This is a genomic window from Bradyrhizobium sp. ARR65, assembly GCF_000472385.1.
In the GTDB taxonomy this organism is placed as follows: Bacteria; Pseudomonadota; Alphaproteobacteria; order Rhizobiales; family Xanthobacteraceae; genus Bradyrhizobium.
The window spans coordinates 219,939-246,587 of sequence record NZ_AWZU01000005.1 but is presented as its reverse complement, the minus strand read 5'-3'; the positions used below and the strand labels follow the sequence as shown (position 1 = coordinate 246,587).

General features: G+C 61.0%; 27 protein-coding genes and 2 pseudogenes. 16 read left to right on the top strand and 13 right to left on the bottom strand.

All coding sequences use genetic code 11. The annotated features are described in order from the left end of the window. Nucleotides 1–309 precede the first annotated feature (309 nt). Both F758_RS43505 and F758_RS53180 read left to right on the top strand, forming a co-directional pair. A complete protein-coding gene (locus F758_RS43505; protein WP_035721352.1) occupies nucleotides 310–492 on the top strand; it encodes a hypothetical protein in 183 nt (60 codons plus the stop codon). 103 nt (nucleotides 493–595) lie between these two features. Continuing rightward, nucleotides 596–922: a Lar family restriction alleviation protein gene (locus tag F758_RS53180; RefSeq protein ID WP_084305182.1), complete on the top strand. Its 327-nt coding sequence runs from the start codon at nucleotides 596–598 to the stop codon at nucleotides 920–922. 148 nt (nucleotides 923–1,070) lie between these two features. Here F758_RS53180 and F758_RS0109050 read toward each other — a convergent pair whose 3' ends face one another. Beyond that, nucleotides 1,071–1,709 carry a MarC family protein gene (locus F758_RS0109050; RefSeq protein WP_024507563.1) on the bottom strand — a complete coding sequence of 213 codons (639 nt, stop codon included), beginning with the start codon at nucleotides 1,707–1,709 and terminating at the stop codon, nucleotides 1,071–1,073. 339 nt (nucleotides 1,710–2,048) lie between these two features. On the opposite strand from F758_RS0109050, the gene F758_RS0109045 reads away from it, so the two are divergent. Both F758_RS0109045 and F758_RS0109040 read left to right on the top strand, forming a co-directional pair. Continuing rightward, complete coding sequence (locus F758_RS0109045) at nucleotides 2,049–3,560, top strand: ATPase domain-containing protein (RefSeq protein WP_024507562.1); 1,512 nt, start codon at nucleotides 2,049–2,051, stop codon at nucleotides 3,558–3,560. A gap of 19 nt (nucleotides 3,561–3,579) precedes the next feature. Then, nucleotides 3,580–5,253 (top strand): ATP-binding protein, encoded by a 1,674-nt coding sequence (locus F758_RS0109040; protein ID WP_051386771.1) that lies wholly within the window; start codon nucleotides 3,580–3,582, stop codon nucleotides 5,251–5,253. Between the two features lie 125 nt (nucleotides 5,254–5,378). On the opposite strand, the gene F758_RS0109035 is transcribed toward F758_RS0109040, so the two are convergent. The 4 genes from F758_RS0109035 to F758_RS0109015 all read right to left on the bottom strand — a co-directional run bounded on the left by F758_RS0109035 (nucleotide 5,379) and on the right by F758_RS0109015 (nucleotide 7,437). Then, nucleotides 5,379–5,600, bottom strand: coding sequence for a hypothetical protein (locus tag F758_RS0109035; RefSeq protein WP_024507560.1), 222 nt, complete (start codon nucleotides 5,598–5,600; stop codon nucleotides 5,379–5,381). Between the two features lie 15 nt (nucleotides 5,601–5,615). After that, nucleotides 5,616–5,810 (bottom strand): hypothetical protein, encoded by a 195-nt coding sequence (locus F758_RS0109030; protein WP_024507559.1) that lies wholly within the window; start codon nucleotides 5,808–5,810, stop codon nucleotides 5,616–5,618. Between the two features lie 586 nt (nucleotides 5,811–6,396). Continuing rightward, nucleotides 6,397–6,894 carry an Hsp20/alpha crystallin family protein gene (locus F758_RS0109020; RefSeq protein WP_024507558.1) on the bottom strand — a complete coding sequence of 166 codons (498 nt, stop codon included), beginning with the start codon at nucleotides 6,892–6,894 and terminating at the stop codon, nucleotides 6,397–6,399. Nucleotides 6,895–6,981: 87 nt separating this feature from the next. Further along, nucleotides 6,982–7,437, bottom strand: coding sequence for an Hsp20 family protein (locus F758_RS0109015; RefSeq protein ID WP_024507557.1), 456 nt, complete (start codon nucleotides 7,435–7,437; stop codon nucleotides 6,982–6,984). A gap of 682 nt (nucleotides 7,438–8,119) precedes the next feature. On the opposite strand from F758_RS0109015, the gene F758_RS0109010 reads away from it, so the two are divergent. Beyond that, nucleotides 8,120–9,253: a glycosyltransferase family 4 protein gene (locus tag F758_RS0109010; protein ID WP_024507556.1), complete on the top strand. Its 1,134-nt coding sequence runs from the start codon at nucleotides 8,120–8,122 to the stop codon at nucleotides 9,251–9,253. Here F758_RS0109010 and F758_RS49375 read toward each other — a convergent pair. Continuing rightward, nucleotides 9,234–9,488, bottom strand: a complete 255-nt coding sequence (locus F758_RS49375; protein WP_157449916.1) for a hypothetical protein — start codon at nucleotides 9,486–9,488, stop codon at nucleotides 9,234–9,236. The two genes, F758_RS0109010 and F758_RS49375, sit on opposite strands and share 20 nt — an antisense overlap. Nucleotides 9,489–10,000: 512 nt before the next feature. Here F758_RS49375 and rpoH point away from each other — a divergent pair. From rpoH to F758_RS47435, 7 genes and pseudogenes are all read left to right on the top strand, one after another. Further along, a complete protein-coding gene (gene rpoH / locus F758_RS0109000; protein WP_024507554.1) occupies nucleotides 10,001–10,969 on the top strand; it encodes an RNA polymerase sigma factor RpoH in 969 nt (322 codons plus the stop codon). A 58-nt stretch (nucleotides 10,970–11,027) separates the two neighbouring features. Next, nucleotides 11,028–11,342 (top strand): co-chaperone GroES, encoded by a 315-nt coding sequence (locus F758_RS0108995; RefSeq protein ID WP_024507553.1) that lies wholly within the window; start codon nucleotides 11,028–11,030, stop codon nucleotides 11,340–11,342. A 38-nt stretch (nucleotides 11,343–11,380) separates the two neighbouring features. Further along, entirely contained in the window at nucleotides 11,381–13,018 is a 1,638-nt protein-coding gene (groL, locus tag F758_RS0108990; RefSeq protein ID WP_024507552.1) for a chaperonin GroEL, read from the top strand. Nucleotides 13,019–13,101: 83 nt separating this feature from the next. Continuing rightward, nucleotides 13,102–13,590: a hypothetical protein gene (locus tag F758_RS49370; RefSeq protein WP_157449915.1), complete on the top strand. Its 489-nt coding sequence runs from the start codon at nucleotides 13,102–13,104 to the stop codon at nucleotides 13,588–13,590. 850 nt (nucleotides 13,591–14,440) lie between these two features. After that, nucleotides 14,441–14,908, top strand: a complete 468-nt coding sequence (locus F758_RS43500) for an Hsp20/alpha crystallin family protein (RefSeq protein WP_198026441.1) — start codon at nucleotides 14,441–14,443, stop codon at nucleotides 14,906–14,908. A gap of 60 nt (nucleotides 14,909–14,968) precedes the next feature. Beyond that, nucleotides 14,969–15,367: an Hsp20/alpha crystallin family protein gene (locus F758_RS0108965; RefSeq protein WP_024507549.1), complete on the top strand. Its 399-nt coding sequence runs from the start codon at nucleotides 14,969–14,971 to the stop codon at nucleotides 15,365–15,367. Nucleotides 15,368–15,423: 56 nt separating this feature from the next. Continuing rightward, nucleotides 15,424–15,713, top strand: a pseudogene (locus F758_RS47435) (transposase); the annotation flags it as partial. A 371-nt stretch (nucleotides 15,714–16,084) separates the two neighbouring features. Here F758_RS47435 and F758_RS0108950 read toward each other — a convergent pair. The 5 genes and pseudogenes from F758_RS0108950 to F758_RS50760 all read right to left on the bottom strand — a co-directional run bounded on the left by F758_RS0108950 (nucleotide 16,085) and on the right by F758_RS50760 (nucleotide 20,804). Further along, nucleotides 16,085–18,166: a prolyl oligopeptidase family serine peptidase gene (locus F758_RS0108950; protein WP_024507547.1), complete on the bottom strand. Its 2,082-nt coding sequence runs from the start codon at nucleotides 18,164–18,166 to the stop codon at nucleotides 16,085–16,087. A 451-nt stretch (nucleotides 18,167–18,617) separates the two neighbouring features. Continuing rightward, nucleotides 18,618–18,695 (bottom strand): annotated as a pseudogene (locus F758_RS52740) (tyrosine-type recombinase/integrase); the annotation flags it as partial. A 450-nt stretch (nucleotides 18,696–19,145) separates the two neighbouring features. After that, nucleotides 19,146–19,415: a site-specific integrase gene (locus tag F758_RS49360; protein ID WP_157449914.1), complete on the bottom strand. Its 270-nt coding sequence runs from the start codon at nucleotides 19,413–19,415 to the stop codon at nucleotides 19,146–19,148. A gap of 590 nt (nucleotides 19,416–20,005) precedes the next feature. After that, on the bottom strand, nucleotides 20,006–20,224 hold the full coding sequence (locus F758_RS51640) for a hypothetical protein (RefSeq protein WP_245286444.1): 219 nt from the start codon (nucleotides 20,222–20,224) through the stop codon (nucleotides 20,006–20,008). A gap of 439 nt (nucleotides 20,225–20,663) precedes the next feature. Then, a complete protein-coding gene (locus F758_RS50760; RefSeq protein WP_198026440.1) occupies nucleotides 20,664–20,804 on the bottom strand; it encodes a hypothetical protein in 141 nt (46 codons plus the stop codon). 185 nt (nucleotides 20,805–20,989) lie between these two features. Between F758_RS50760 and F758_RS43495 the strand changes: the two genes are divergently transcribed. Further along, nucleotides 20,990–21,190: a hypothetical protein gene (locus F758_RS43495; RefSeq protein ID WP_024507544.1), complete on the top strand. Its 201-nt coding sequence runs from the start codon at nucleotides 20,990–20,992 to the stop codon at nucleotides 21,188–21,190. 64 nt (nucleotides 21,191–21,254) lie between these two features. Here the strand turns inward: F758_RS43495 and F758_RS0108920 are convergent, their stop codons facing one another. Next, the gene (locus F758_RS0108920) at nucleotides 21,255–21,767 is read right to left on the bottom strand and encodes a hypothetical protein (RefSeq protein ID WP_024507543.1); all 513 of its coding nucleotides are present in this window, start codon (nucleotides 21,765–21,767) and stop codon (nucleotides 21,255–21,257) included. A gap of 146 nt (nucleotides 21,768–21,913) precedes the next feature. Then, entirely contained in the window at nucleotides 21,914–23,461 is a 1,548-nt protein-coding gene (locus F758_RS0108915; protein ID WP_024507542.1) for an acetolactate synthase large subunit, read from the bottom strand. Nucleotides 23,462–23,788: 327 nt separating this feature from the next. On the opposite strand from F758_RS0108915, the gene F758_RS0108905 reads away from it, so the two are divergent. The 3 genes from F758_RS0108905 to F758_RS0108895 all read left to right on the top strand — a co-directional run bounded on the left by F758_RS0108905 (nucleotide 23,789) and on the right by F758_RS0108895 (nucleotide 26,630). Beyond that, nucleotides 23,789–24,355 (top strand): L,D-transpeptidase, encoded by a 567-nt coding sequence (locus F758_RS0108905; protein WP_024507541.1) that lies wholly within the window; start codon nucleotides 23,789–23,791, stop codon nucleotides 24,353–24,355. A gap of 64 nt (nucleotides 24,356–24,419) precedes the next feature. Continuing rightward, entirely contained in the window at nucleotides 24,420–25,226 is an 807-nt protein-coding gene (locus tag F758_RS0108900; RefSeq protein WP_024507540.1) for a DUF2927 domain-containing protein, read from the top strand. 273 nt (nucleotides 25,227–25,499) lie between these two features. After that, the gene (locus F758_RS0108895; protein WP_024507539.1) at nucleotides 25,500–26,630 is read left to right on the top strand and encodes a patatin-like phospholipase family protein; all 1,131 of its coding nucleotides are present in this window, start codon (nucleotides 25,500–25,502) and stop codon (nucleotides 26,628–26,630) included. Nucleotides 26,631–26,649: the final 19 nt, after the last annotated feature.

The following is a 26,649-nucleotide window of genomic DNA, read 5'->3' as shown; positions in this document are numbered from 1 at the left end:
CATCGTTTCGCCGACCCAGCGCGGTGTCCTGGCGGGTGCCAACGAGGCACAAGCGTCGTGGTTCCACTGGCGGAGGATTGCCGTTGCGTGGAGCAGCTGCGATTTGGCGGGCCGAGAAAATCGAAATGAACCTTTTGCCTGACAGCAGGCCCGATTTTGACCATATCGCTCGCAACAGCCCGGAACCGGCGCTCTGGGCGTGAGTTTTGTCCGCGTGCCGCGGCGGCTGCGCAGTCCAGCCCAGTGCCGGAGCTTGGGCTGCGCCATCGATGGGAAGATGCCATCAGCGGAAAGATGGAGTGTCGACCAATGTTGCAGCATCACGAACTGGCTCCTCCGATGACGAGCATTGCAGCGCTTCTCACGCGAAAGCAGGATTTGCTCAGTCGACTGGACGAACATCCTGGCCCCAAGGAACGCGAGGAGATCGAGCGCCTCCTCGAAAAAATCGATGCAGAACTGAACGCGGTGGACAGCCCCGATAGGCTCTAGGGCTGCAGCGTCGCTTTGCGAGCGCGGCGCTTGCAGACGGTGCACGTCGGAAGTCAAACGAAAGCTTGCCAACGCGCTCGCCGAACTGCTGTCCTGACTGGCAATGCAATCTGATTCCAGACGTTGTCCTCCCGCTAAGGCTTCAATAGGACAGGACGCCATGCACCGAAGCCCTACTCAGGCTCCCACTGATGATGCAGTGCGCGGCATGTCGTTCTCTGGACAACCGCTGCCCTGCCCTTTCTGCGGCGGCTCGGAGATTTGGGTGAACAGTGATGTCGATCCCAAATTCGCTGTATGCAAAAAATGCTCTGCATTTGGCCCGACGGCGCCGACCGTCTCAAAGGCGATTGAGCGCTGGAACAAACGCGCTGCCACGCCCGCGGCTGAGCCATGCGCCTCAAATTCGCTGCACCGGCGATCAGCATGAGACGGGATGCCTACCATGAGGGGTCCGCTCTGCAGGTCGGCAGTCGTAAATCCGAACATATCGATCCTTGCGCGGGTCGAACATTGATGCCCGATTGGCCTCAAAGTCCGGCCCCTTTTTCTCCTGTTCAACGAGCTCGATCGGGACGTTATCTACCCGCCAATCCCGGCAATTCGTTTCTGATGCCCGTCATGATGAAGTTCACGCCGATCGCTGCGACGACGAGAGCCATGACCCGGGTCATCACGCTAATGCCGGTCCTGCCCAAGAAGCGCTCTATGGCTGCAGCCGCCCAGAGCGTCAGTCCGATAAGGACAGTTGCGACCAGTGCGGCCGCTGCGAGCAGCGCCTTGGCGATCCACCCTGGATTGTCATTGGAAAGAGTAATCATGATGCTCATCTCGGCCGGCCCGACCAGCAGCGGAATCGCGAAAGGCGTAATCGCGAGGCCGTGTATGTCGATCTCGCTGCCGCTCGCCTCGTCGGCGCGCGGTATGAACTTCCCATATTGCGCCTGAAACATTTCGAACGCGATGACCAAGGCGAGCAGTCCGCCCGCTATACGAAAGTCATCGAGCCCGACATTGAAGAACTGCAGGATCTCCTTCCCAAGCATGGCAGACCCAACAAAGAAGACCGCCACCGCTGCACAGGCCAGCAGGATGATCCGATGCGTCTTGATGCTCCCTGCTTGGCGGGTCAGCGCCAAGAATATCGGAATGACACCGACGGGGTTCGTCAGTGCGTAGAGCAGCATCGTAATGCCGATGAACTTATTCCAGGCCATGGCAGGTCGTTTGTTGAAGATTGGCAACAACGAGCCTGACCTTAGATGTATCCAACCGCGCCAGCCATAGTCGCCTGATGCGAGCTGCCGGTGCGACTGGGGTTTATGATTCTCAGCTGCCGAGGCCAATTTGGGGGCTTGGCCATGACTGCAATCACCGGCTTGACAGGACAGCAGGAAATCGTACCAAAATGACTGCTGTGGAGCTCTTCAGGGTGCCTGTTCACGGGCTTTGGCGCGGCGTTCACGGAAAGCAAGACATCACCCATCAACTTGTTGCCGATCGGGCGGAGCCAAACCTGCGCGCGACCGTGCGCAGCCGCTTGACTGGACAAGCCTATGAACGATCCAAAACCGGGCACGAAGATCAGCCCTGTCTCCGCCGGCGTTGCCGGCCTTGACGGCATCCTTGATGGCGGATTTGCTTCAAACAGGGTTCATCTGATCGAAGGCCAGCCAGGGACGGGTAAAACGACGCTTGCGCTTCAATTCCTTCTCGACGGCGCAGCCAGCGGCGAGCGTTGCCTGTACATCACGCTCTCTGAGAGCAAGGACGAGTTGGAGCAAGTTGCCGAGACGCACGGCTGGGACCTCCACGGGATCGATATCTTTGAGCTCGTCCCGGCGGAGCTCAGCCTGGATCCCAAGCAACAGCAAACCGTGGTCTATGCCTCGGACCTTGAGCTTGGCGAAACCATAAAAATGACCTTGGACGAGGTCAGGCGGGTAGCCCCTGCCCGCGTCGTCTTCGACAGCCTCTCCGAGATTAGGCTCCTTGCCCAGAACCCGCTCCGTTATCGCAGGCAGGTGATCGCGCTGAAGCACTTCCTGGCGCAACAACGGTGCACTGCCCTGTTCCTCGACGACCTCACCGAGGCGAGCGATGATCTCAACCTTCACAGCCTCGTTCATGGTGTGGTCCGGCTCGATCACTACGCTCTGCAATACGGCGCCGAGCGGCGGAGGCTGCGCGTCTTCAAGATGCGCGGGCGTAACTTCCGCGGCGGGTTCCACGATTTTGTAATTCGCAAGGGCGGCATTGCGCTCTTCCCGCGGCTGATCGCAGCCGAGCATGCCGACGGCGCGACAGGTGCCGAACCGCTCCTCAGCGGCATTGCTGAGCTCGACGAACTGCTCGGTCAAGGGCTCGACCGCGGCACCAGCACCTTGCTCATGGGGCCCTCCGGTTCAGGGAAATCCTCGATCGCCATGCAGTTCGTGATGGCGGCACTTCGGCGAGGCGAGCGCGCACTGTTAGTTACCTTCGACGAGACAAAGGCGATCCTGAGCAAGCGCGCAGCGGGAATGGGCTGGCACCTGGAACAGCCGATCGCTTCCGGACAGCTCATCCTTGAGCAGGTCGATCCTGCCGAGCTCTCTCCGGGCGAACTGACGGGGATGGTCCGCAGGCGAGTCGAGGCGGATCATGTCCGGATCGTGGTGCTGGACAGCCTGAGTGGCTATCAGAACGCCATGCCTGCCGAGCAGTTCATGCTGTTGCTGATGCACGAGATGCTGACTTATCTTAATCATCGCGGCGTGGTCACGATCCTGACATTGGCCCAGCACGGGCTGCTCGGTTCGATGCAATCCAGCGTCGACCTGACCTACCTCAGCGATGCCGTCCTTCTCCTTCGCTTTTTCGAAGCCGCCGGGAAGATTCGCCGCGCCATCTCGGTACTCAAGAAGCGCACCGGCCGCCACGAGGACGAGATCAGGGAATACCGGCTCGACAACCGCGGGATCCGCGTCGGCCCCCCTCTCTCGGAATTCCAGGGAGTCTTGTCCGGCTCTCCGACATATACCGGAGAGCACTCCGCCCTGCTCACGAGGACCGATGGACAGCCTTGAAGGAAGGTCGGGCCGGCCGGTGCTTGTGCTGGCACCGTTCGGCCGCGATGCCGCCGTCGTCTGTACAGCGCTGCATGAGGCGGGCATCGAGGCCGTGGAGCAGTCCAGTCTCCCGGAACTGGTCGGCCGCCTGAACGCGGCGGCGGCAGCCGTCGTCGCCGAGGAAGCACTCATCCACGAGCATCGTGGCGCATTGGCGCGGTGGATCGCCGACCAGCCGCCATGGTCGGACTTCCCGTTTGTACTGCTCACCCTGCGATCAGGCCAAAATGGCCCTGTTTTGACGGAGTTGATCGAGCTGCTTGGCAACGTCACCGTGCTCGAACGCCCGTTGGCCGCGACATCGCTCAAGAGTGCCGTCTGGGCAGCCGTTCGAGCTCGCAGGCGGCAGCGCCAGGCCGAGCAGTATCTGCGGCAATTGAAAGATCTGGCCGAAACACTGGAGCGACGCGTCGAGGAGCGGACCGAACAGCTCTCCGAAGCAAACAAGCGCTTGATGGCGGAAATGGCGGAGCGCGAACGCACGGAAGTCGCGCTGCGTCAGGCACAAAAGATGGAAGCGGTCGGGCAACTCACGGGCGGCATCGCGCACGATTTCAACAATCTCTTGATGGCGATCATGGGAAGTCTCGAGCTGATCTCCGTTCGAGCGAGCGACGAGCGCATTCAGAAGCATGTCCGCAATGCCATGCATGGCGCTCAACGCGGAGCCAAACTCGTTGGGCAGTTGCTTGCGTTCTCTCGCAAACAACATCTTGCTCCGGAGCCTGTCGATACGAACGAACTGGCCTGGACCGTCGCCGAGCTCCTCTCACGAACTCTGGGAGCGGGAATACGCGTCGACGTGATCACGCAGAAGGACCTTTGGCCTGCACTGGCCGATGCAACACAGCTCGAGCTTATGCTGCTCAATCTCGCGATCAACGCGCGAGATGCCATGCCAGAAGGGGGGCTCCTGACGATCGAGACGACGGGCGTCGATTGGGCTCCTGATAACCTGGAAGCGGACATCAAGCCCGGCCAGTATGTGTCGATTGCCGTGAAAGATACCGGGACCGGCATGCCGCCGGAGGTTCTAGCTCGAGCCTTCGATCCGTTCTTCACAACGAAGCCGCCCGGTAAAGGGACAGGCCTTGGCTTGTCGCAGGTATACGGCTTTGCGCGCCAGTCGGGCGGAACCGTGAAAATCGAGAGTGAGGTTGGTCGGGGGACGGTGGTGCGCATCTTGCTGCCACGATCAATGGACGCTGTCAAAAAGGAGAAAAACCAGGCCGGCTCTCCGGGTGCAGGTGGAAAGGAGCTGATCCTTGTGGTCGACGACGATCCGGCCGTCCTGGAGACGACGCGCAGCATCCTTGACGATCTCGGATATCGGGCAATCGCAGCAGATAACTTGGATGGCGCGCTCGCAGCAATTTCCGATCAGACCGTCGACCTGGCGATCGTCGATCTCGCGATGCCCGGTGTGTCCGGGTTGGAGGTCGGGCTCGAACTGCAGCGACGGCGCCCTGGATTGCCAATCGTGTATTGCAGTGGCTATCCGGACCTTGTCGAGGCGACCAGTAAACGGATCGGTGGCGGCCTCCTTCTGAGCAAGCCCTATTCCTCCAGGGAACTCTCAGCCAAGATCCAATCGATGCTTCGCGCCAAAGCGGCGACTGTTCCATTGCAGGCGCAGACGGATCGATCATAGTTATCGGTTTTGATCGTCTCGGCTCGTCGCCGACCAGACTTGCTCGCGTCGCGCCCGATCTCCTGCAAGCTAATAAGTCCGACAACCTCAAATAGGTTATGTACAGTGCCGGGCGCGGCCGTTTCTCAATCCTTTTCGATCGTCAACTGCGACTCAGCTGCAAGGCCAGCCAATGATTCCACCAGCTTGCGGCGCAGCTCGTCATCTGAAACGTCAGCCGCCTTCCAGATAGTAATACGCGGCGCCTCGCTCCGACCGAGATAGGTCAAGCTATATTTGCGGATGAGACCGCCGGCCTTGATAGTTTCAAGCGCGTCCGTCACCGCGTGGTGGAGGTCCATAGCCATGATGGCCTCCTTTGGCTAATCAATACCGGTCCGCAACATGGCTCGGGCCAGTTCGAGCTCGTTGATCGCCTGGCGCAGAGCTCTGCGCGCCGCGCTCTTGTCACCGTTCGCGCAAGCCAGGCGCAGCTCTTTCAGGTATTGAGCCGCCGCTTCCGCATGCGCGACGACATCTGCGGCGCCCGCAAAACTTGATCCCCGTTTCGCGTCCATTTTCAACCAGCTTCTCGCCTCAGAGACTCTATCATGATGATTAGGCCAGAACCCCCCTTAGGGATCTGGACTTCCCGTTCGGAAGCAGAGTTAACCGCGCGTTGATGCTCTCGGCCCGATTGATTCGACGGATTAGCTCTTCGGCGGTCTGAGGTCGGACCCGCGATATTGGTACGCGGTGCAGGTAACTCCCCCGTGAGCCGAAACGCCACGGGCGTGCCCGGTATAGGGTCTCCGCCCGCTCGCTTGATGAATCCTCGCGCCAAGAGGCTCGTTACGGCTCTGGCGAATTCCGGAGAGCCGACCGACATGCCCGTATGGGCTGCGAGGCTCTCCGTCGTGATCGCACGGCCATCGCGACCGTAACGCTCGAACACGGCCAGGATTTTTCATTCAAAATCTCCAAGCTCGCTGAATGACAAACCTTTCATGGCGCACCCCTTGCAAGTGTTCGCCGTCCGGAAACCTACACCTCCCTAGGCAGCACCAGCCCGTGCCATTTGGCCAGACAAGGTCGGGAAAAGCGTCCTCGTCCAATCGGAAAAAAGTCGCGGCGGGAGCGGAAACTCCCGCTCCCGTCCATTCGCTATTTGGAGTTGACCGCTATGCGTCTCACTTTCGATTCCGTTTGCGGCAGCTTCGGCATGGTGACCGTCAGCACACCGTTCTTGAACGCGGCAGATATCTTGTCCTGATCCACGTCCTCGACCGGGATGCGCCGTTCAAACCGACCGTAGTAGCGCTCGCTGAACCGGCGATCCTTGTCTTCCGTTTCGGTCTTCTTCTCGCCCTTGATCGACAGGACACCGTTGGCGAGTTCGACCTGAACGTCTTTATCGTCGAGCCCCGGCAGTTCCGCAGTGACCTTCACGTCCTTGTCGGTCTCGTTGACCTCGATGCTCGGCCACCTCATCGATTGCTCGAAAAAGCCGCCGCCGAACGGCGCAACATCGAAGCCTCGGAAGACATCGTCGAACAGGCGGTTCATCTCCCGATGCAGCGTCAGGAATGGATTGTAATCTTCGCTGCGGCGCGTGGTCAGATCGCGACCGCGGCCCCAGGGGATCAGATCAGTCATAGCCATTGTTCTCTCCTTTCTATCTAGCAGGCGCGTCCGCGGTCGCGGCGACCGCCACGCCGCGTACGCCATCACACGCGGGCGGCTCTTCGATTATGCCGCCTGCTGGTGCTCAACCTGTTGGTGGGCGTTAGCTACGTTGATCGCTATCTGGCGTGGTTTCATGGCCTCGGGGACCTCACGCACCAGGTCGATCTTGAGCATGCCGTTCTCGAACGAGGCTCCCTTCACCTGCACGTAGTCCGCCAGGTTGAACGTCCGTCGGAACGGGCGCGAAGAGATGCCTTGATAGAGATACTGGTGGCTGCCCTTCTCGGCCTTGCGGCCCTCCACCGTGAGCATGTTCTGCTCGGCGGTGACGCTAACCTCGTCAGGCGTGAAGCCGGCCAGAGCCAGCGAGATCTGGTAGTGATCCTCACCGGCGCGTTCGATGTTGTAGGGCGGGTAGTTGTCGCCGCCCGTCCATCGGACAGAATCCTCGATGAGGTCAATCAGGCGATCGAAGCCAATGGTCGACCGCCACAGGGGAGCAAGATCAAGAGCCGTCATAGCCATATCCTCCTTTGAGCAACATGGTTACGAGCGCCTCGGACACCGTGTCCCGGCGCCCGCCGACCGGGCCCTTACGACAGGCGCCCGGTGCCCGCACGATCGCTCGTGCGTGCACCCATCAAATTAGAAGCAACGCTTGCCGTTTCAAGAGCCTCCCCCTCACTTGCGAAGACAGCGATGCCTCACCCATCTTCTCTCGTGTCTCCGGCTGGGATGCGTCTGGAGGTTGCGCCTATCGCTCCTGTGCTCCCGGCTGGCCCTCCCTCAACCGACCCTTGAGAGTGACCATGACAGGCTTCAGGGACGATGTCGTCGATGCGGCGCTTCTCGAATCCTTTCCGGCGAGCGATTCCCCATGCTTCGTCGCGCGCGGTGTCTACGCCGGCGCTCGCGGGCGACGGCATGGAGCGCCGGAACGGCTGTGTGGCTTCGCCGAGCCGCGTCGTCCGGTCTCAGTGAGAGCCAGAAGATCGCCAAGGTCTCGTGTTCTTGAGCGAGCGCGGTCAAACATCGGCAACAGGTTGGCGCGCCGCCTGGCGGAGTTATCTCCGGGAACGAGTTCTTTCCTTTCAGGTTCATAGCGCTGCCGCGCGCCGGTCCGGCTTGGCTGCATGGATCGAAAGCGATGCCGGACGGCTCACCGAGCCACACGAGTTGAAATGCAAGCACGGAGGATGGAATGAGGATTGCGCAGGTTGCCCCGCTATTCGAAAGCGTACCGCCGCGGCTTTATGGCGGGACCGAGCGGGTGGTGTATTACCTGACGGAAGAGTTGGTCAGGCAAGGGCATGAGGTCACGTTATTCGCAAGCGGGGATTCCATCACTTCCGCCGAGCTCGTCCCCTGCACCCCGCAAGCCTTGCGGCTCGATCCCGACGTCCGCGACCCCCTGCCTCACCAGATACTTTTGCTCGACAAGGTTCGCGAGCGCGCGGGGGAGTTCGACATCCTCCACTTCCATGTCGACTATCTGCATTTTCCGCTGTTTCGGACCCAGGCGGAGCGGACCCTGACGACGCTGCACGGGCGGCAGGACCTTGCCGATCATATGCCGTTCTACGCCCATTTCCCCGAGATGCCGCTCGTCTCCATCTCGAATGCCCAGCGCGCGCCGCTGCCGCGGGCCAATTTCGTGGCGACCGTCTATCATGGTCTTCCCGTCGATCTGCACAAGCCGACTTTCGAGCCCTGCGGCGGCTATCTCGCCTTCCTCGGGCGTATCTCCCCGGAGAAGCGGCCGGACCGCGCCATTGCGATTGCGCGAGCCATAGGCCTGCCGCTGAAGATCGCGGCGAAGGTCGACAAGGCCGATGAGAGCTACTTCCGAGAGGTCATCGCGCCGATGCTCGGCGGAGGTGGGGTGGAGTTCATCGGCGAAATCAACGAGAGCGAAAAGACCGAATTCCTCGGAAACGCAGCGGGACTGCTGTTTCCGATCGACTGGCCAGAGCCCTTCGGCCTCGTCATAATCGAGGCGATGGCATGCGGCACGCCGGTCCTGGCGTTCCGCGGCGGGTCGGTCGCCGAAATCGTCGAAGACGGCATCACCGGACGCATTGTGGAAAGCGTCGAGCACGCCGTGCAGGCCATGCCAACCCTGCTCGCGCTGGACCGGAGGGCGATCCGCGCTCGCTTCGAGCAGCGCTTCTCTGCCACCCGGATGGCCGCCGATTACGTGAGAGTTTATCAGAAGCTGCTACGCAAGCGCGCTACGCCCGAGCTCCAGCTCGCGACGTTGGCGGCGCGTTCGGCCCCAACGAACGGGCATGCCGGCCACGTGCCGATTGCCGCGACTACTCGTGAGACAAACTGAGGAGGCAAAGGGGCGAGGTGATCATGGCGCCGATGGAGGTCCCGAACACGGGGTCACCGGCGTCGATGCAGTCCAGCCAAACCGAGGAGGCTGCGGCCTGGGCCTGGAAGGCGACCGAGACGCCTTCCAGCAGGTGATCACTCCACACCTGGATGAACTCTTTGTGGCTACGCAGCGGCATCTCCGGTACCACCTCGCAGTCGGCGACCTTGGAAGTGGTGAAGCCGCGCTTCAACAGGCGCTCGAGCACAAGGCGGAGATCGCATTCATTCGCGCCCCCGAGTCCCGGAAGGCTCTTGCGGCAACAGCGCCGTTGCGCGCATTGCTGCGCTACTGAGCGACCGCGCTCAATCGGCGTCGGGAACAATATTGCTTCTTCGGCGTTATGGGGCCGCCTCACCTGCGACCGGACGCCTGCAAGGGTCCTAAACGCAGGACGGCACAAGCTCGTACCCATTTTGCTCTTGGAGGACATGGATATGGGACATCTGTCGATCCTTCCCCGGCAATCCAGCCGGGCCCTTAGCCATTTGACCAGCGCGCTCGGCCGGCAATCGGCTTGGCTCCTTTCCCGAAGCGGCGCCGCGACTGCCCGTCATCTCGATAGCGCGAGAGCCTACCTGAAAAAGTTGCCTGTGCAGTTGCGCAGAAAGTTCAGATCTGTCGTCAGCAAGGCCGCTACCAAGTCCGCGACCAGCTCTCGATAGGCACACGCGCCTGCAACTTCGGAAGGAAGGAGCGATCGTCATGTCGGCTATCGCAACACTTCCCTCTGTCTCCACAGAGGGAGGCCTCTCTCGCTACCTCGCTGAAATTCAGAAATTCCCGCTACTCACGGCATCCGAAGAAACAGCCTATGCCCGGCGCTGGCGGGATCACGGCGACCGCGAGGCCGCTTACCACCTGGTCACCAGTCATCTTCGACTGGCCGCCAAGATTGCGATGCAATATCGCCGCTATGGCCTGCCGATCGCTGACCTTGTTTCAGAAGCCAACATTGGCTTGATGCAAGCCGTCAAGCGGTTCGACCCGGCCATGGGCTTTCGGCTCACCACCTATGCGGTGTGGTGGATCAAGGCGTCGGTCCAGGATTATATCCTGCGATCGTGGTCGCTGGTGAAAATGGGCACCACGGCTGCCCAGAAAAAACTGTTCTTCAAGCTCGGCCAGCTCAAGAACAGGATCTCAGCCGCTGATGAATCCGATCTCCACCCGGACCAGGTCCACTACATCGCCGAAGAACTCAAGGTGAGCCCACCGGAGGTAATCGAGATGAACCGGCGCATCCGCGGGGATGCTTCGCTCAATCTCACGATCAGTGATGACGAGACGACCGAAGAATGGCAGGACCGACTACTCGACCCTTCGCCCGATCCGGAGAGCGCTCTGACGGATGCTGACGAGTCTCGGCGTCGGCAAGCTGTGCTGTCGGAGGCACTCAATGCGCTGTCTGCACGCGAGCGCACAATCCTCGAAGCGCGATATCTCGCCGATGAGCCAAAGACGCTCGACGAACTCGCGCAACAATTCCATGTCTCACGGGAGCGCATCCGCCAGATCGAGCAGCGCGCTTTCGAGCGCGTCAAGCGAGCGGTCCGCGCCCAGGTTGCCGATGGTGCTGGGCCGGTTCTCCCGGACGGGCACTCCAGGGGCTACACAACTCACAACGGGCGGCCGGCCCTTGAAAGTCGCAGCTATCAAACCCAGTTGATTTAGCGGCTGGGTCTCTCCAGCCGCAGCAGCTAGGCAACTGGACAGGTGGGAGGAAGAAGCCATGAGGTTTCGTCCGCTGCAAGATCGTGTGCTCGTTAAACGCATCGAAGCCGACGATAAGTCGCCTGGCGGGATCATCATCCCCGACACCGCGCGAGAGAAACCACAACAGGGCGAAGTGATCGCGGTCGGTCCGGGCGGCCGGGATCAATCTGGAAAGCTCACGCCGATCGATATCAAAGTTGGTGATCGCATCCTATTCGGCAAATGGTCCGGAACGGAGATCAAGCTCGACGGGACAGAGTACGTGATCATGAAAGAGAGTGATGTCTTGGGCGTGCTGACAGAAGGCGCAAGCGCAAGGAAGGCCGCCTAATCACATTGAAGAACAGGATTGTTCGGGAGGAAGGAACGATGAGCGCAAAGGAGGTTCGATTTTCTACTGACGCCCGAGAGAAGATGCTCCACGGCGTCGATGTTCTCGCCAATGCCGTCAAGGTGACACTGGGGCCGAAGGGCCGCAACGTCGTGCTCGAAAAGAGCTTCGGCGCACCGCGGATTACCAAGGACGGAGTAACCGTGGCAAAGGAGATCGAGCTTGAGGACAAGTTCGAGAACATGGGTGCCCAGATGGTGCGTGAGGTCGCATCAAAGACCTCAGACCAGGCCGGCGACGGGACGACCACAGCCACGGTGCTCGCCCACGCTATCGTGCGCGAAGGGGCCAAGGCCGTGGCCGCCGGGATGAATCCAATGGACCTCAAACGAGGAATTGACCTTGCCGTCGACGCGGTCGTGGAGGAGCTGAAGAAGAACTCGAAGAAGCTGACCTCCAACGAGGAGATCGCGCAGGTCGCCACCATCTCCGCCAATGGCGATAAGGAGATCGGCCGGTTCTTGGCTGACGCGATGAAGAAGGTCGGCAACGACGGCGTCATCACAGTTGAGGAAGCCAAGTCGCTTCAGACCGAGCTCGAAGTCGTCGAGGGGATGCAGTTCGATCGCGGTTACATCTCGCCATATTTCGTGACGAATGCCGAGAAGATGCGCGTCGAGCTCGAGGATGCCTACATCCTGATCCACGAAAAGAAACTCTCGAGCCTCCAGTCGATGTTGCCGCTATTGGAGGCGGTGGTTCAGAGCGGCAAGCCCCTACTGATCATCGCGGAGGACGTGGAAGGCGAGGCATTGGCGACGCTCGTCGTCAACAGACTGCGCGCCGGCTTGAAGGTTGCCGCGGTCAAGGCGCCCGGCTTCGGCGACCGTCGCAAGGCCATGCTGCAGGACATTGCTGTTCTCACCGGGGGCAATTTCATCAGCGAGGACCTCGGCACCAAGCTCGAGAAAGTCACGCTCAACATGCTTGGGCGCGCCAAGAAGGTCATGATCGACAAGGACAATACCACGATCGTGAGCGGCGCCGGCAAGAAGTCCGATATCGAGGCGCGGGTGAGGCAGATCAAGACCGAGATCGAAGAGACGACCTCGGACTATGACCGCGAGAAGCTGCAGGAGCGCCTGGCGAAGCTTGCAGGTGGCGTGGCCGTCATCCGGGTGGGAGGTGCAACCGAGGTCGAGGTCAAGGAGCGCAAGGATCGCGTCGATGATGCGATGCATGCAACGCGCGCGGCGGTCGAGGAAGGTATCCTCCCTGGCGGCGGCGTGGCCCTGCTCCGTGCCACCTCTGCGCTCTCCAAGCTCAAGCCCGCCAACGAGGACCAGCGCCATGGCATCGAAACCGTGAGGCGGGCGATCACCTGGCCGGCCCGGCAGATCGCGGAGAATGCGGGCGAAGAAGCATCGCTCGTGCTCGGAAAGATCCTGGAAAATAAGGAATACGCCTGGGGCTTTGATGCACAGACGGGAGAGTACGGCAACCTGTTCGCCAAGGGAATCATCGACCCAACCAAGGTCGTCAGGTCAGCGCTGCAGGATGCCGCATCCATAGCAGCCCTGTTGATCACGACGGAGGCGATGGTCGCTGAGGCACCCAAGAAGAAGAACGGAGCCGGCCAAGGCGCTTCCGCGGGCGCCAACGAAATGGCCCTCTAGGAGCAACAGGCCGTCAGGGGCCGGCCAATTCGGCCCTTCTCGGCAGAACTGAGGGACTGGGCATCATGATCACGGAAACGGTAATGGCGATCATGCTCGCTAACGTTTTCAGCGCGGCGGTAGCTGTGCCGTTCATCGCCGCGCAAGCTCTGCATTCTCGATTGGCTGGCTCGGCGGTAAACGCGCGTTCGTCTTCCGGCAAACGCGCCGATGCTGAGGTTTTGAGTGATCGACATCCAGGAGGCGTGTCACAGCGCCAGGCGATACTTGCATCGGCAAGCCTCACCAACCAGATACTTGATGCGCTCGACCCAATCGCAGGCTGGCTCGGGCCGCCACGAAGGCGCCAAGGCGGAAAAGGCCGTGCCGTCCCCGACCGCCGGCCATTGCGTCGGAAGTTATCGCGATTGGCCAACGCAGATATTTGCTGTGTGCGAACCGTGACGGCAGTCGTGTTTCTTCTCGCATTCGCTGGCTTTGGCGCCCTGCTCGCTGTGTGGGATGCCGAGCATCGCATCAGCCTGTCTCGGTCTCGCGACAGCGTCAATCGACCCCGATCAGACGTACATTGAATTTCAATCGCTGATCGTACCAATAGACCGCCCGAGCCGGCGGCATCGCCCCGTCAGCAACCCTTGCAAATATCCGGGATGATCGGTTCGGCCTCTATGCCGTGCCCTTTGCGACTGTATTTGCGCGAAACCGAGCGATCCGTGCTAAGGACGAGCTGGTCCAAGGACTTGGCCGAGCGCGCGGCGGCAGTCGGCCGGCGCGGGTTGTCGGATCCCGAGGCATGAGTTGTCGTCAGTAGCGCGACAAGGACAGCTAAAAGAAGACTGCGCATCTTGCTTCTCCCAGGCGGTCTTGCTCCGGTCAGTTGATTCGAAACTACAACTGGAAGCCGGATTGTGTATTTTCAACACCGACCTTCTCGGAAGCAGCGATCCTGGTAGCCCAAGAGCTCAGCCCTCAACACGTTCCCTTAAGCCGACGGGCGTTTGAAACCCGGATCGACCAACGCTCTTCCAAATGCAGCGACCATGGCCGACGCCTCGTGGTCTCCGCGGTCATCGAGGACGTGATAAAGCACTTCTACGCTCTCTCGGAATGCGGGCAGAAGCGATGGATCGCGCTCGCACAGAACTCCTGCAATGCAAAGAGCGAGGGCTTCCGTGCCCATCTTCACCTGAGCCAATGAGTCTGCAGCCATCCCTTGTCCTCCCGGATTCGATTTATAGTGCGCGTGAGGTGGAAGCTTTGAGCTTCCCGCTCCGGCGGTTCGAGATCGAAAGTCTCGTCGAGCTCGCTTCTACCAAAACCGTAGCGCGTTGGGGCGCGTCCCGTTCGAGGCCCCGCGATTAGCACTCGCCTCTTGACAGTGACAAAAGCCCCACCCAGATGAACGCGCAGAGGGGCGATGTGATGCCTTCCTCGCCCCGCCAACAAGTGCCGTGGGGTTCAAACATGATCATAGGATTTGCTGATCCGTTCGACACGCTGCTCAATCTCCAACGCTCCCTTGAAGCGACCCTGTCCAGCGACTGGTTGCAGGATCTGACTCCCAGTCGCGGCCCGTTCCCGCCGATCAACGTGTTCCAGCAGGGCGACGACATCCTGGCCATCATTGAGCTGCCGGGCGTCAACAAAGACGACCTGCAGATCCAGGCCCAGGAGAATTCGATCCGCATCTTCGGCAAGAAGACGATCGGCTACCCCGAGGAGGCAAGCCTGCACCGTCGGGAGCGCGTCTCTGGCGAGTTCGACCGCACGCTATCATTGCCGGTGCAAATCGAGCCAGATGGAATCAAGGCCGAGTATCGGGACGGCATCCTGGCGCTATTCCTTCCGCGTGCTGAGAGCGACAAGCCGCGCACGATCAAGATTACCTGAGCGACATGCATCCGTCGCCCGCGAAAATCTGGTTGAGCAAGATGTTCTAGGAGGCACAACATGGCTTCGAAACAGGAACTGCAGGTCGCGCAAAAGCGTGAGCTCGAAAGGAAGGAAGAGACCACCATTCCGGCGCGGATATTCGTGCCGAGTGCTGACATCTACGAGACGAAGGACGGACTGAATGTCGTCCTCGAAATGCCGGGCGTTGACAAGAACAGCGTCGACATCCGTGTCGAGGACGACGTGCTCAAGGTCGACGGGAAGCTCGACTTCTCGAAATACCAGGGCTTGCAGCCCCTGTATACCGAATACAATGTCGGCCACTTTTCGAGAAGCTTCCGGCTTTCCAACAAGATCGACCAGGGCAAGATCGCCGCTGAGCTCAATGACGGTGTGCTGTCGCTCATGCTGCCGTTCGCCGAAAAAGCCAAGCCGCGCTCTATTCAGGTTAGCTGAGCGCATAACTGTAATCGGCGTGCTTGCGGACGAAGATCTTGCTCGCGGTCAAGGCCATGGGCAGCGGGAGCACCGAAGCCTGGCCGGCCGTGCTCGACGATCTAGTCCGCCGTGGACTGCGGCGGCCCAAATTTGTTATCGTCGACGGCACGCCGGGGCTTGAGGCTGCGATCGCCGTCGTATGGGACGGCGTCCCAGTCCAGCGCTGCACGGTCCGCAAGACCGCGACCTGCTGGCGCATGCGCCCGAGCGCCTGCATGAGGAGATCACCTCCGACTACAATGACATGATCTACGCGGCGACGCGCGAGGAGATCGAGGCGCGACGCAAGGCCAGCTCACGGAAGCCGGATAAGCGGTGAATGGTCCCGCATCGTGGGGCTGCCCAAAAGAGGCCCAGAACCTTCGCTGAGAAGAGCTCGGCCCCACCAATAACCCCCCTTGGATTGATGTCGGACCATCAGAAGAGGTAAGGCCGCCTATGTCGGCGGCCTATTTTCATTTCCGATAGCACCTGTTGGCACATGAGCGAAGGTTGCGACATTTCACATGCAGGTCCGCTCAGAGGGGCATGGCGGACTAGATTTGCTTATACTGAGCTTTTTGCGCTTTGACCTATCGCTTCATTTCGCCGCCGCGCAACAATTCGCGCGGCTTTCGGAGCAAAACGGAAATCATCAGAGCTTCGCTTACAGAACGTCGTTTATGACTACGCGCCTTAGCTCGGACCGGAATCATCGGTGTCCCAACCGATGGCGCGGCGGAGGAAAGTGCAACCAAGAGCCTGAAGGGCGGCCCGTTCGCTGTTATCTTTGCCAGCGCCATGGCCGCCCGTCGCGGGCTCATAAAAATAGGCTTCATAGCCCATGGCCTGTAGCTTGGCCGCCATCTTTCGCGCATGAGCGGGATGAACCCGGTCATCCGCGCGGCTTGTCGTCAGCAGGATCGGCGGATAGGGCTTTCCAGGGGCGGCAACGTGATAGGCCGAGATTTCCGATAAGAACTTCCAGTCTTCTGGTTTGTCCGGGTCGCCATATTCATCGATCCCGACATTGCTCACCAGCAGGTTCTTGCTGCGGCGGACGTCGATGACCGGCACAGCACAGAGCAAGGCGCCGAATCGCTCGGGATAGCGGGTCAGCATGTTCGCAATGAGCAGACCCCCGTTCGATCCGCCTTCGGCTGCGATGCGCTGAGGCCGTGTCACCCCGCGCGCGACAAGATCGGCGGCAACCGCTGCGAAATCATCATGCGAAAGCCGTTTGCCCTCGCGACGTCCAGCATCATGCCAGTCTTTGCCAAACTCGGCCCCGCCGCGCAAATGCGCAATCACACATGTGCCGCCGCGTTCGAGCCAGAGCTTGCCAAGCGAGGCGTTATAAAAGGGCGGCATGGAGAGTCCAAACCCGCCATAACCGTAAAGATGCACGGGGGCGTTGCCGGTTTCGCCAGGCGGCCCGGCCTGGACATATGGAATGCGGACGCCATCGCTCGATATCGCCTCGTGTCTTGTGATGGTGAGCCCGGCCGGATCGAAAGCGCGCGGCGCTTGCTTCAACAGAACGGGTGGCGCTTTGGGCTCGATAAGGAACAACGATGGCGGCGTGAGCGGATCGTGCGCAATGCCAAGAAGGTCGCCATTGCTTTCATCTTCTTCGGTGTCGAAGGGCCAGACGTTTGCGGAGCCAAGCTCCGGCAGGCCTGTGAGCGTCTCGCGCGCCCAAACGCCATCGTTCGGGGTCAGCGCCTCAAAGGAAGGCTTGAGGTTATCCAGAATGCTCAAGACCAGCCGATCGCCGGCCCAGAACAACGTCTGCAAAGCGCGCCGTTCCTTTGGCTCGAACAGCTTTGCGAACTGGCGGCCGCCGGCCAGAAACGCGGCAAAGTGAATGCCGATGAGGCTATCGGGCCCAAAGGTTTGTCCTGCGATGGTCCAGGTCGTCCGCAACTTCACGGCAAGCCAATCGCCGTGCACCCATATGTTGGCATCCGGCGGAACGTCGATTTTGGTCTTAGCTCCGCTGCGGTTGCCGATCCAATAATCGGTATCGATCAGGCCGGGCTTCTCAACAAACCAAATCCGCTCCTCCGGGGCATCGCGATCGACTTGGGCCCAGGTCCCCAGATAGTCTTCTTTCGTTGCGAAAATCACAGGGGCTGCCAGTGGATCGGTTCCGCGGCGCCAAAGCCTTACTGTGCGCGCCAAACCTGTGCTCGTTGCCATATTGGGCCCGAGCGGTGACATCAGCAGCAGCGTGTCGCGATCAAACCACGCAACCTGGCTCCTGGCCTCAGGCAGATTGAAGCCATCCGCAACGAATTCGCGCGTGACGAGATCGAATTCCCGCAAGACAACGGCGTCCTTGCCTCCACGTGACAAGTGAACAATGGCTCGGTCATGCGTCCCCGGCAGCGAGAGCCCACCGCGCCAGACCCAATCTTCGCCTTCCCTCGCGGCGAGCGCGTCGACGTCGATGAGAATATCCCATTCCGGAGCCTCGCTTCGAAAACTCTCAAGCGATGTCGTCCGCCACAAACCGCGTGGATGTTCGGCGTCCTGCCAGGGATTGAACAGCTTCTTGCCGCGCCGGTTGGGAAACGGGATATTGTCCGGCCGGTCGAAAATCAGTTTGAGCGCGTCGCGGTCAGCGGCAAAGCGGCTGTCGGCGAACCGATTCATTGTTGCGGCGTTCTGCGCCTCGACCCAGGCCAGTACTTGAGGACTCTCCCTCTCTTCAAGCCAGAGATAGGGATCATCGTCCGGCGCTTCGACGGTGGGTCTCACATCAACGATGTTCACGGCACGCTCCTCGATCCGGTGGCGAATGCGGACAGGACAGTGCGAACGATAATAAAGTGCCGATCGTGGCAATCTGAGGAAGCTGCTTTCCCTTTACTCGGCGCAGAATTCGCTTCTGGCTAGCTTTCCTTCAGCGGTCGCGATTTCCGTCAGCTGCTGTCGAAGTCGGCTTCGTCGTCTATTTCGCCGGCGGCGTGTGCGTGATCTTCGGCGCTCGCGCCATCATGCATGAGCGCGTCTTGGCATAAGCATCTGAAACTTCCGACAGAGCTGCTAATTAAGAGATAGCGACGGATCAAGAACAATCAATGACTTACTGGTCGCACCACCGGCTTTACCCGGCCGAAAATGGGCATTCGTCGCAAGATCATCGCACGCCCCTCGGGCGCCGCCGCCTTTTCATGCCGCGACGGCCTAGCACGCGCGCCCGTTCACGAGTCCTTCGAAGCGTTTAGTTCGACACATGGGTGTAGATTCCCGTGGTCGCAATGCTCGAGTGTCCCAACAATTTTTGAACGACTCTGATGTCTACTCCGTCTTCTTGAGAAGCGTCGCAGCGGTATGTCGCAACATATGGGGGTTACGCCGCGCTTTATGCCGGCTTGTCCTCCAACGACCCGCAGCTTCGAGCGAACGGAATGAAGCCCAAGCTCCGTTCCCCGCCGATTGACGAAGAGAGGTCCTGGCTCCCCGAGAAGCCGGGTCGCGAGGATACCCACTTTGTCAATTCCCGTCGCAAGTTGGGATCAGCCACATAGACCAACCGATCGCGGGATCCCTCCCGCAGCGCCGATCCATCTTGCCAAACGTCATTCGTCCACAATTTGCAAAGTTCGCCGACGCGAATGCCCGTGGCAACCATCAGCCGAAGCTCTATTTCGCGCGAGCGTGTCACCTTTTGCCCGACATCCTTCCGAGAGCAGCTGACCGGCCTCATCACGCGAGAGAGCGCGCGGAAGGCGCCTTCGGCGCGGAAGTTTTAGGCGTCATTCCGTAAACGGATCGGCAGAGACGTGCTCATTTCAAGATATCGGAAAAAAGAGCGCAGGCGGGCGATCCGCCGCCGGACCGTACTCGTCGACAAGCTGCGCGAGGTGGTCATATCCTCAAGATACTTGCGTAACATCTCCGTCGTAATCGTCGCACTCTTGAAGCGGACCGGATTCCGCTTGCGAAGGTCGGCTAGATCGTAGCGGTACGCCTCACGAGTATTCGCTGAAAGCTGCCGCTCAACCGAGCAATAGCTCAAGAACCGCTAGCGTCGAAACACCTTCGCCGGCGACCTCACCGAGTTCTCGGCTTTGGTCGCTGAACTCGGGCCTTTGATCGACAAGGTCTGGGATCACTGCGAAAGCACCCGGCCATTTCGGCCTCACCGTGGCATTGAAGGCGACGTTTTTCCGACCGCATTGCCGTGGCTCTATTGCACATGCGCTCGAACGCCAGATGCCGAGCGCGCCGCCCAGATCTGCAACGACGATAGCGAGACGAGTCTGACCGGCTTCGGAGCTGCCATCTCGCGCGACAGCCCGACCGGGGGCGTGAATATGCCGAACGCCATCGATCACCTTCCATGGCACCATGCAAGTCGGAAGACGTGTTGGCGCCGCTCTCGATTTCTTTTTTCTAGAAAAGGCTTCGATCTAATTGCCTTAGACCGACATGGTTCGAGGCGGAGGCATGGATGGCGTAGACGAAAAGACCGGAATGAATGCATTTGGGTCGCACGCTTGCAGGAACATGCCGCGTGCCGCGAAGCCTCTTCGGAAAAACCGTGGCATGCCGCCGCCTGCGACGTTCGACATCGATACGCTGCCGGGCAGCTCTAACTTGACGGCACTAGAGGCGGCCGCGGTCATCCGGCGCACGCCCGGAGCGCTTGAGCAGTGGCGGCGCGATCCGCACCACCTGCTGAAATGGCGCTACGATCGCGAGCCCTGGCTGCTCTGTGTCGTGCAGATAGTGCTGCGACTTGCCCGACGGCAGCGTGGCGGCACGGATCGCCGCGTCAGTGAGTTTCATGTAGCTCGCCGCCACCTCGGCGCTTAGACCTTTCACGCTTTTTTCCACCGCTGCCGCCCTTCTGCCGTCTGCCCCGAGGTACATCGAGGGAGACTCGAGAATCGGATCACAGGCCGTTCTCTCTGCGTTCCCCAGCTCTGTGTGCCCCCGGGGAAAAACCTGCCGGGGGCAGAGCCGGGGCATACAAAATGTGGTAAGGACTGCCATGGGCCAGTATGGCGGCCCATGGCAATAAACCCTTGTGCTACGAGGGTTTTTGCACCTTTACTGTGGCGGAATTTGGCTTGCGATGCTCTATGGATTGTGGTTTACACGGGAGAGGTCCAAGGTTCGATCCCTTGTGCGCCCACGACACTTCGCCCTGACGGGCTACGGGTGGTGCAGCCCAGGCGAAGACCGTCAAAACGAAGCGTGTCCGGCGTAGCTGGAGCGCAGCGGAAGCGAAGACGGACTTTAAGCTCCGAATGCGCGCTCCTCAGAGCGCAAATAGCCAGACCACGATGATCGTGCCTAGCGTCGCCAGACCGCTGATCGTCCAGCCGGCGGCATAGGCCATGTCATCCTCATGCGTGGTCGGCGGCGCATCGGTGCGGATCATTGCCGGTCGCCAATCCATGGCAATCCTCCCGGGGCCCTGCTCGCAAAGGTAATTCCGTCGGGGCCGGCCGGTTCCCAAGGGGTCCAAAATCAAATGCACGACAAATCATCTCACAAATATCTGATTGCGTGATTGGAACTCTTGCGCTTCGGGTTCCATTAAGGTTCGCCGGCGCGAAAACTCAACCCACGGAGGAATTTTGTATGCGCAAACTGATCATCGCCGCGGCCGCCCTCGCTTTCGTCTCCTCGACGGCTCTCGCGCCCTCGATTGCGTTCGCCCAGGGTGCTGCGACGAGCACCGACACCACCAAGAGCGATACGACCAAGATGAGCAAGAAGAAGACGACGAAATCGAAGAAGTCGGCCAAGAAGAGCGGCGAAGATACCATGCAGAAGCAGTGACCAAGACCAAGTCTCGACGACGCGGCCGCCTCTCGAGGCGGCCTTTTCGTTGGGAGCGGCCGCGCTACGAACCCAAACCCCGGTCCTTCAGGCCTCCTGCGAGCCAGGTCGTCAATACGGGATCGATCTCGCCGCCGACATAAACCTCGCAGGCCAGGACGCTCCTCCTGGCCAGGATCACGAGCACGCCGAACCAATAAGCGAACCACAGATGCGGATCGGTCATCGCCTTCAGCTTGTGCTGGTCGTGCGCGAGGGACTGGTGATTGGAGGCTTTGCGGACCTCTACCGCCAGCAGGTTCTTCGGAACCTCGCGCTGATGCACGACGATATCAGGGTAGATCGACTTGCCGAGGGTATCGTCGGTGGAGATGATCGTGCCGTGCGGCAACAACAGCGTTCGCTCACCCAGCCGGTTGTAGTCGCAATCGACCTGCCAGGCAGGATATTGTCTTTCGAGATACACGGCGAGCCGATGCGTCAGCGCGCGCTCGCCCGCATCCTTTTCCAGCAGGAATTTCTCCTGCGCGTAAAATTCCTCGAGCGCGGCGACGAGCTTATCCAGTTCGGGCTGCATTCAGGCTCCGACCAAATGCACCCTCGTCATTGCTGGGAGCAAAAGCTCCAAAGCAATCCGGGGTTCTCGGTCAGACTCTGGATTGCTTCGCTTGGGCTCGCAATGACGTTCTCGTCGTTGTCGACCGCAATTCGCGGCCGGCATCGCTACATCTGCACTTCGATCAGACGCGGTCCGGGCTCGCGCACCGCTTCCTCCAATGCCTTGTTGAACTCGTCCGCCGTCGTGACCGCGCGGCCCGGAACGCCCATGCCCTTGGCGAGCGCGACAAAATCCAGCGTCGGCCTGTCGAGCTTGAGCATGTCCTGCGCCCGCTTGCCGGGCTCGCCGGCGCCGACGCCGTCGAACTCGCCACGGAGGATCTGATAGATCTTGTTGGCAAACACGACGGTGACGACATCCAGCCCCTCGCGCGCCTGGGTCCACAGGGACTGAATGGTGTACATGGCGCTGCCGTCGCCGACCATGCAGATCACCTTGCGGTCCGGGCAGGCCACCGCGGCGCCAGTGGCGACCGGCGTCGAAAAGCCGATCGAGCCGCCCATGTTCTGCAGCCAGTCGTGCGGGGCGGACGCCGCGGTCGGCGGGAAGAAGCCGCGCCCGGTGGTGATGGATTCGTCGACCACGATGGCGTTTTCGGGAATCGCGCAGGCGATCGCCTGGGCGATCGAGGTCAGCGTCAGCGCGCCGGTCGGCTTGATGAGCTCGGCGACTTTCTGCGGCTTGACGTCATGCGGGCTGGCGTGAAGCGCGGCGGCAAGCGCTTCCAGCGCCGCAACCGAATTCTCGCCCCATGCCGTCATGCGATGCACCTCGCAGCCCTCGGGCTTGAGCATGCTCGGCTTGTTCGGATAGGCGAAGAAGGCAACGGGGTCGTTCGCCTCGACCAGCACGATGTGCTTGAAATCCTTTAAGATCGGCAGCGCGCTCTCGATCACGTAAGGGATGCGGTCAATCGAGAAGCGGCCGCGGCCGCGCGCCATGCGCGGGTGATAGGTCTGGCCCATCACCTTGCAGCCGGTCTTGCCCGATATCTGCTGGGCGAGCGCGAGGCCATGCTCGGTGAGCGCACTGCCGGTCACCAATAGAAGCGTGTGGGCGCCGTCGCCGTGCAGGATCCTGGCCGCCTGCTCCACCGCCTGCGGCGAATAGCTGACGCGCTGATTGCTCTCGGGCACCTGCGCGATGCCCTCGGCCTCGTTCCAGGCGGTATCGGCGGGCAGGATCAGGGTCGCGATCTGCGGCGGCGAGCTCTTGGCGGCGGCAATCGCCGCCGCGCCGTCGGCCGCCACCGATCTCGCGTCCGGCGAGGTGCGCACCCAGGCCGACATAGGCCGCGCCAACCCTTCGATATCGGAGGTCAGCGGCGCGTTGTAGCTGATGTGATAGGTCGCATGCTGGCCGACGATGTTGACGATGCCGGAATGGGCCTTCTTGGCGTTGTGCAGATTGGCAAGGCCGTTGGCGAGACCGGGCCCGAGATGGAGCAGCGTCGAGGCCGGCTTGCCCTTCATCCGGAAATAGCCGTCGGCTGCGCCGGTCACCACGCCCTCGAACAGGCCGAGCACGCAGCGCATGCCCTCGACCCGGTCGAGCGCGGCGACGAAGTGCATCTCGGAGGTGCCCGGGTTGGTGAAACAGACGTCGACCCCGCCTGCCACCAGGGTTCTGACCAGACTTTCCGCACCGTTCATTCGTTCCACTCCCGTTCGCAAGGTCGCTTGCCGATCTCGTCGACGATCAACCATTGTTCGCAGCTTTCGTCAAAGGGGGCGCTGACATTGCAGCCCAACGGCAGCGAACTGATTCTCATTTTAACTAACGCAATCTTGGGAGAAACGGGTCAGGCGGAGAAGACCTCACCGCGCCCAGTGCAAGCGCGGGACGCGCGTGCACGCCGACGCGTTGTTGGTGCGAATTAACGGCAATCTGCGAAATTTTCGTTCTCACGCGGCCGTGGCTTGCGGACGGCGCGCGATTATGGCCTGTTTTTTCTGCACGGAGTTTTCAAGGGGCGAGTGATGCGGATTCATGTCGGAATCGTTGCGGCGCTGCTCTTGGCGGCGACCAGTCATGCTCAGGCTCAGTGGGTCGACTCACGCGATATCATGGGTGGCGGCCCGAATTTCTTCGGCGGAGGCGCCAGCGCAATCCCGCGCGAGACCGTATACTACCCGACGCACTACGCGCCGGGCACAATTATCATCAACACGCCCGAGCGGCGGCTTTATCTGATACTGGGCGACGGCCAGGCGCTGCGCTACGGCATCGGTGTCGGCCGCGACGGCTTCCGTTGGGGCGGGGTGCATCGCATCTCCGCGAAAAAGGAGTGGCCGAGCTGGACGCCGCCGCGGCAGATGCTGGCGCGTCGGCCCGACCTGCCGCGTCACATGGTCGGCGGCATCGAGAACCCGCTCGGCGCACGCGCGCTCTATCTCGGCTCGACGCTCTACCGCATTCATGGTTCCAACGAGCCGGAAACCATCGGCCAGGCGGTCTCCTCCGGCTGCTTCCGCATGACCAATGAGGACGTGGTTGATCTCTATAACCGCGTCTCCGTCGGCGCCACGGTCATCGTCAAGAACTGATCGCGCTGCGATCCGCGAGGCCTGCCTTGCGTGCAGGCGTCGCTTGCGGCAGCGTGGCCGGGCCATGAGCGTTTCCTCCCGCAGCTTGCGCCGCCTCGCCGCCGCCCTGACCGCGATCGCGTCCGTCGCCGCAGCGGATCTGCCGGCGCGTTCGGCCGAGAACGCCACCGTCGCCGCGAAAAAGCGTACTGCGCGAACGAGCTTCAGCGACGCTGAGATCGTCGAGGGATTTTTCAAGACCGCGTTCGGCGCCGAATTCCAGCTCGCCGGCCGCGTCGATCGCATCCGCAGATATGCCGGGCCCGTGCGGGTGTTCGCGGAAGGCGCCAGCGCCGAGCGCAAGGCGGAGCTGGCCAGGGTCGTTGCCGATATCGCCACCCACGTTCAACATCTCGATATCGCGATGACCGCGAGCCGGACGAGCGCGTCGGTCGAGGTACGCCTGGTGCGTGACCGCGACCTTTATCGCACCCTCGCAAGCCTCTACGGCAATGAGCGGGCGCACGAGATCAAGACCTCGCTCGATCCGCAATGCCTCTCCGGTTTCCGCAAGAACGAGAACTACGAAATCGAGCATTCGGACGTGATCCTTACGGTCGACAACGGCGACTTCGTCTTTCTCGACTGCGCCTATGAGGAACTATTGCAGGCGCTGGGACCGATCAACGACACTGGCTCGGTGCCCTGGACCATGTTCAATGACAAGGTGTCGATGGGCTTCTTCGACGTCTACGACCAGTACATTCTCAATCTGCTTTACGACCCGCGCATCAAGCCCGGCATGACGATCGAAGAGGTCAAGGCGGTGCTGCCGGACGCGCTCGCGGACGTGCGCGCCTTTGTGAGCAGGGTCAACAACCTGCCCGAATAATCCTGACCGGGTACTGCCTGCAGACCGCGTTGAACGCAGGCAGCAAACGCCTCCAAAACGTCCTCGCCGACCGCGACAATGTGGCCGAGATAAGGCGCGCAGCCCTCTTGCTTTCTTAATCAAAACGAAACAGTATAGTTCTATTAGTCCCCGCACCTGCCGGACTCGAATCTGCCCCGGCCCCCGTCAGAGTTGATTCGAGTCCGGAATCTTTTCGGCAGCGTCGGTCCCGATGGGTCGTGGCGCCCTGCCCCGCAGAGATACGCAGCGACAATGAGTTTTCGCCTGGTTCGGTCGGCTGCGTTCGCCTCTGTCCTTGCACTCACCCTGATGGGCTGCGCATCGCTGCCGAGGACCCCTTACACCGCCTCCGAGGCGGCCGCCTCCCATGTGCTCGATATCGACGGCTTGCGCCGCTACACCGATGAACCGGTCTCAAAATTCATCCCAGACAAGGAGAATCCCGCCGTCACCGAAACCTATCTGGCACTCTCCGGCGGCGGCGCCGATGGCGCCTACGGCGCAGGTGTCCTCGCCGGCTGGACGGCGGCCGGCACCCGCCCGACCTTCACCATCGTCTCCGGCGTCAGCACGGGTGCCCTGATCGCGCCCTTCGCCTTTCTCGGCCCGCAATATGATGACACATTGCGCGAGGTCTACACCAGCGGGATCGCGGAAACGCTTCTCGAAAGTCCCAAGATCTTCCAGGCCCTGTTCGGATCGGGCCTATTCGGCAATGCGCGCCTGCGCGAACTGATCGCCCGTTATGTCGGGCCGGACATGCTCGCTGCCGTTGCGCGCGAGCACACCAAGGGCAGACAGTTGCTTGTCGTAACCACCGATCTCGATACGCAGCGAACCGCGATCTGGGACATGGGGAAGATTGCCGAGATCGGTTCGCCCGAGGCGCTGAACCTGTTTCGGGACGTGATGGCGGCATCCGCGAGCATCCCGCTGATGTTTCCGCCGATTCTCATCGAAGCCGAGGCGCAAGGCAGGCGTTTTCAGGAGATGCATGTTGACGGCGGCGTCACGGCCCCGGTCCTGACGCTGCCCGACGCGCTGCTGTTTCAGGGCCACGCCCTGCCCAGAAACCGTCGCCTCAAGATCTACATCCTCGTCAACAATAAGATCGAGCGAGACTTTGCCGTCGTCCCAGACGGCACGCTCGATGTCGCTTCGCGCAGCATCGGCCTGATCACCAAGACCCAAACGCGCTCGATCGTCTTTTCGACTTACGAATTCGCCCGGCGCAATCACGTCGGCTTCAATCTATCGTATATTGAGCAGGACTACCCGACATCCAATTCGTCGGGATTTGATACCGCCTATATGCGCGCGCTCTATCAATACGGCTACGAAAAGGCCGCAAGCGGCCACGCATGGACCGCCACGCCGCCGTAGACTGACCAAGCGGCCGTCG

Excerpts from the sequence above, each read along its gene's own strand:
- F758_RS43505 (WP_035721352.1), top strand. The coding sequence starts at position 310 with ATGTTGCAGCATCACGAACTGGCTCCTCCGATGACGAGCATTGCAGCG.
- F758_RS53180 (WP_084305182.1), top strand. The coding sequence starts at position 596 with ATGCAATCTGATTCCAGACGTTGTCCTCCCGCTAAGGCTTCAATAGGA.
- F758_RS0109050 (WP_024507563.1), bottom strand. The coding sequence starts at position 1,709 with ATGGCCTGGAATAAGTTCATCGGCATTACGATGCTGCTCTACGCACTG.
- F758_RS0109045 (WP_024507562.1), top strand. The coding sequence starts at position 2,049 with ATGAACGATCCAAAACCGGGCACGAAGATCAGCCCTGTCTCCGCCGGC.
- F758_RS0109035 (WP_024507560.1), bottom strand. The coding sequence starts at position 5,600 with ATGGCTATGGACCTCCACCACGCGGTGACGGACGCGCTTGAAACTATC.
- F758_RS0109030 (WP_024507559.1), bottom strand. The coding sequence starts at position 5,810 with ATGGACGCGAAACGGGGATCAAGTTTTGCGGGCGCCGCAGATGTCGTC.
- F758_RS0109020 (WP_024507558.1), bottom strand. The coding sequence starts at position 6,894 with ATGGCTATGACTGATCTGATCCCCTGGGGCCGCGGTCGCGATCTGACC.
- F758_RS0109015 (WP_024507557.1), bottom strand. The coding sequence starts at position 7,437 with ATGACGGCTCTTGATCTTGCTCCCCTGTGGCGGTCGACCATTGGCTTC.
- F758_RS0109010 (WP_024507556.1), top strand. The coding sequence starts at position 8,120 with ATGAGGATTGCGCAGGTTGCCCCGCTATTCGAAAGCGTACCGCCGCGG.
- rpoH (WP_024507554.1), top strand. The coding sequence starts at position 10,001 with ATGTCGGCTATCGCAACACTTCCCTCTGTCTCCACAGAGGGAGGCCTC.
- F758_RS0108995 (WP_024507553.1), top strand. The coding sequence starts at position 11,028 with ATGAGGTTTCGTCCGCTGCAAGATCGTGTGCTCGTTAAACGCATCGAA.
- groL (WP_024507552.1), top strand. The coding sequence starts at position 11,381 with ATGAGCGCAAAGGAGGTTCGATTTTCTACTGACGCCCGAGAGAAGATG.
- F758_RS49370 (WP_157449915.1), top strand. The coding sequence starts at position 13,102 with ATGGCGATCATGCTCGCTAACGTTTTCAGCGCGGCGGTAGCTGTGCCG.
- F758_RS43500 (WP_198026441.1), top strand. The coding sequence starts at position 14,441 with ATGCCTTCCTCGCCCCGCCAACAAGTGCCGTGGGGTTCAAACATGATC.
- F758_RS0108965 (WP_024507549.1), top strand. The coding sequence starts at position 14,969 with ATGGCTTCGAAACAGGAACTGCAGGTCGCGCAAAAGCGTGAGCTCGAA.
- F758_RS50760 (WP_198026440.1), bottom strand. The coding sequence starts at position 20,804 with ATGGATTGGCGACCGGCAATGATCCGCACCGATGCGCCGCCGACCACG.
- F758_RS43495 (WP_024507544.1), top strand. The coding sequence starts at position 20,990 with ATGCGCAAACTGATCATCGCCGCGGCCGCCCTCGCTTTCGTCTCCTCG.
- F758_RS0108920 (WP_024507543.1), bottom strand. The coding sequence starts at position 21,767 with ATGCAGCCCGAACTGGATAAGCTCGTCGCCGCGCTCGAGGAATTTTAC.
- F758_RS0108915 (WP_024507542.1), bottom strand. The coding sequence starts at position 23,461 with ATGAACGGTGCGGAAAGTCTGGTCAGAACCCTGGTGGCAGGCGGGGTC.
- F758_RS0108905 (WP_024507541.1), top strand. The coding sequence starts at position 23,789 with ATGCGGATTCATGTCGGAATCGTTGCGGCGCTGCTCTTGGCGGCGACC.
- F758_RS0108900 (WP_024507540.1), top strand. The coding sequence starts at position 24,420 with ATGAGCGTTTCCTCCCGCAGCTTGCGCCGCCTCGCCGCCGCCCTGACC.
- F758_RS0108895 (WP_024507539.1), top strand. The coding sequence starts at position 25,500 with ATGAGTTTTCGCCTGGTTCGGTCGGCTGCGTTCGCCTCTGTCCTTGCA.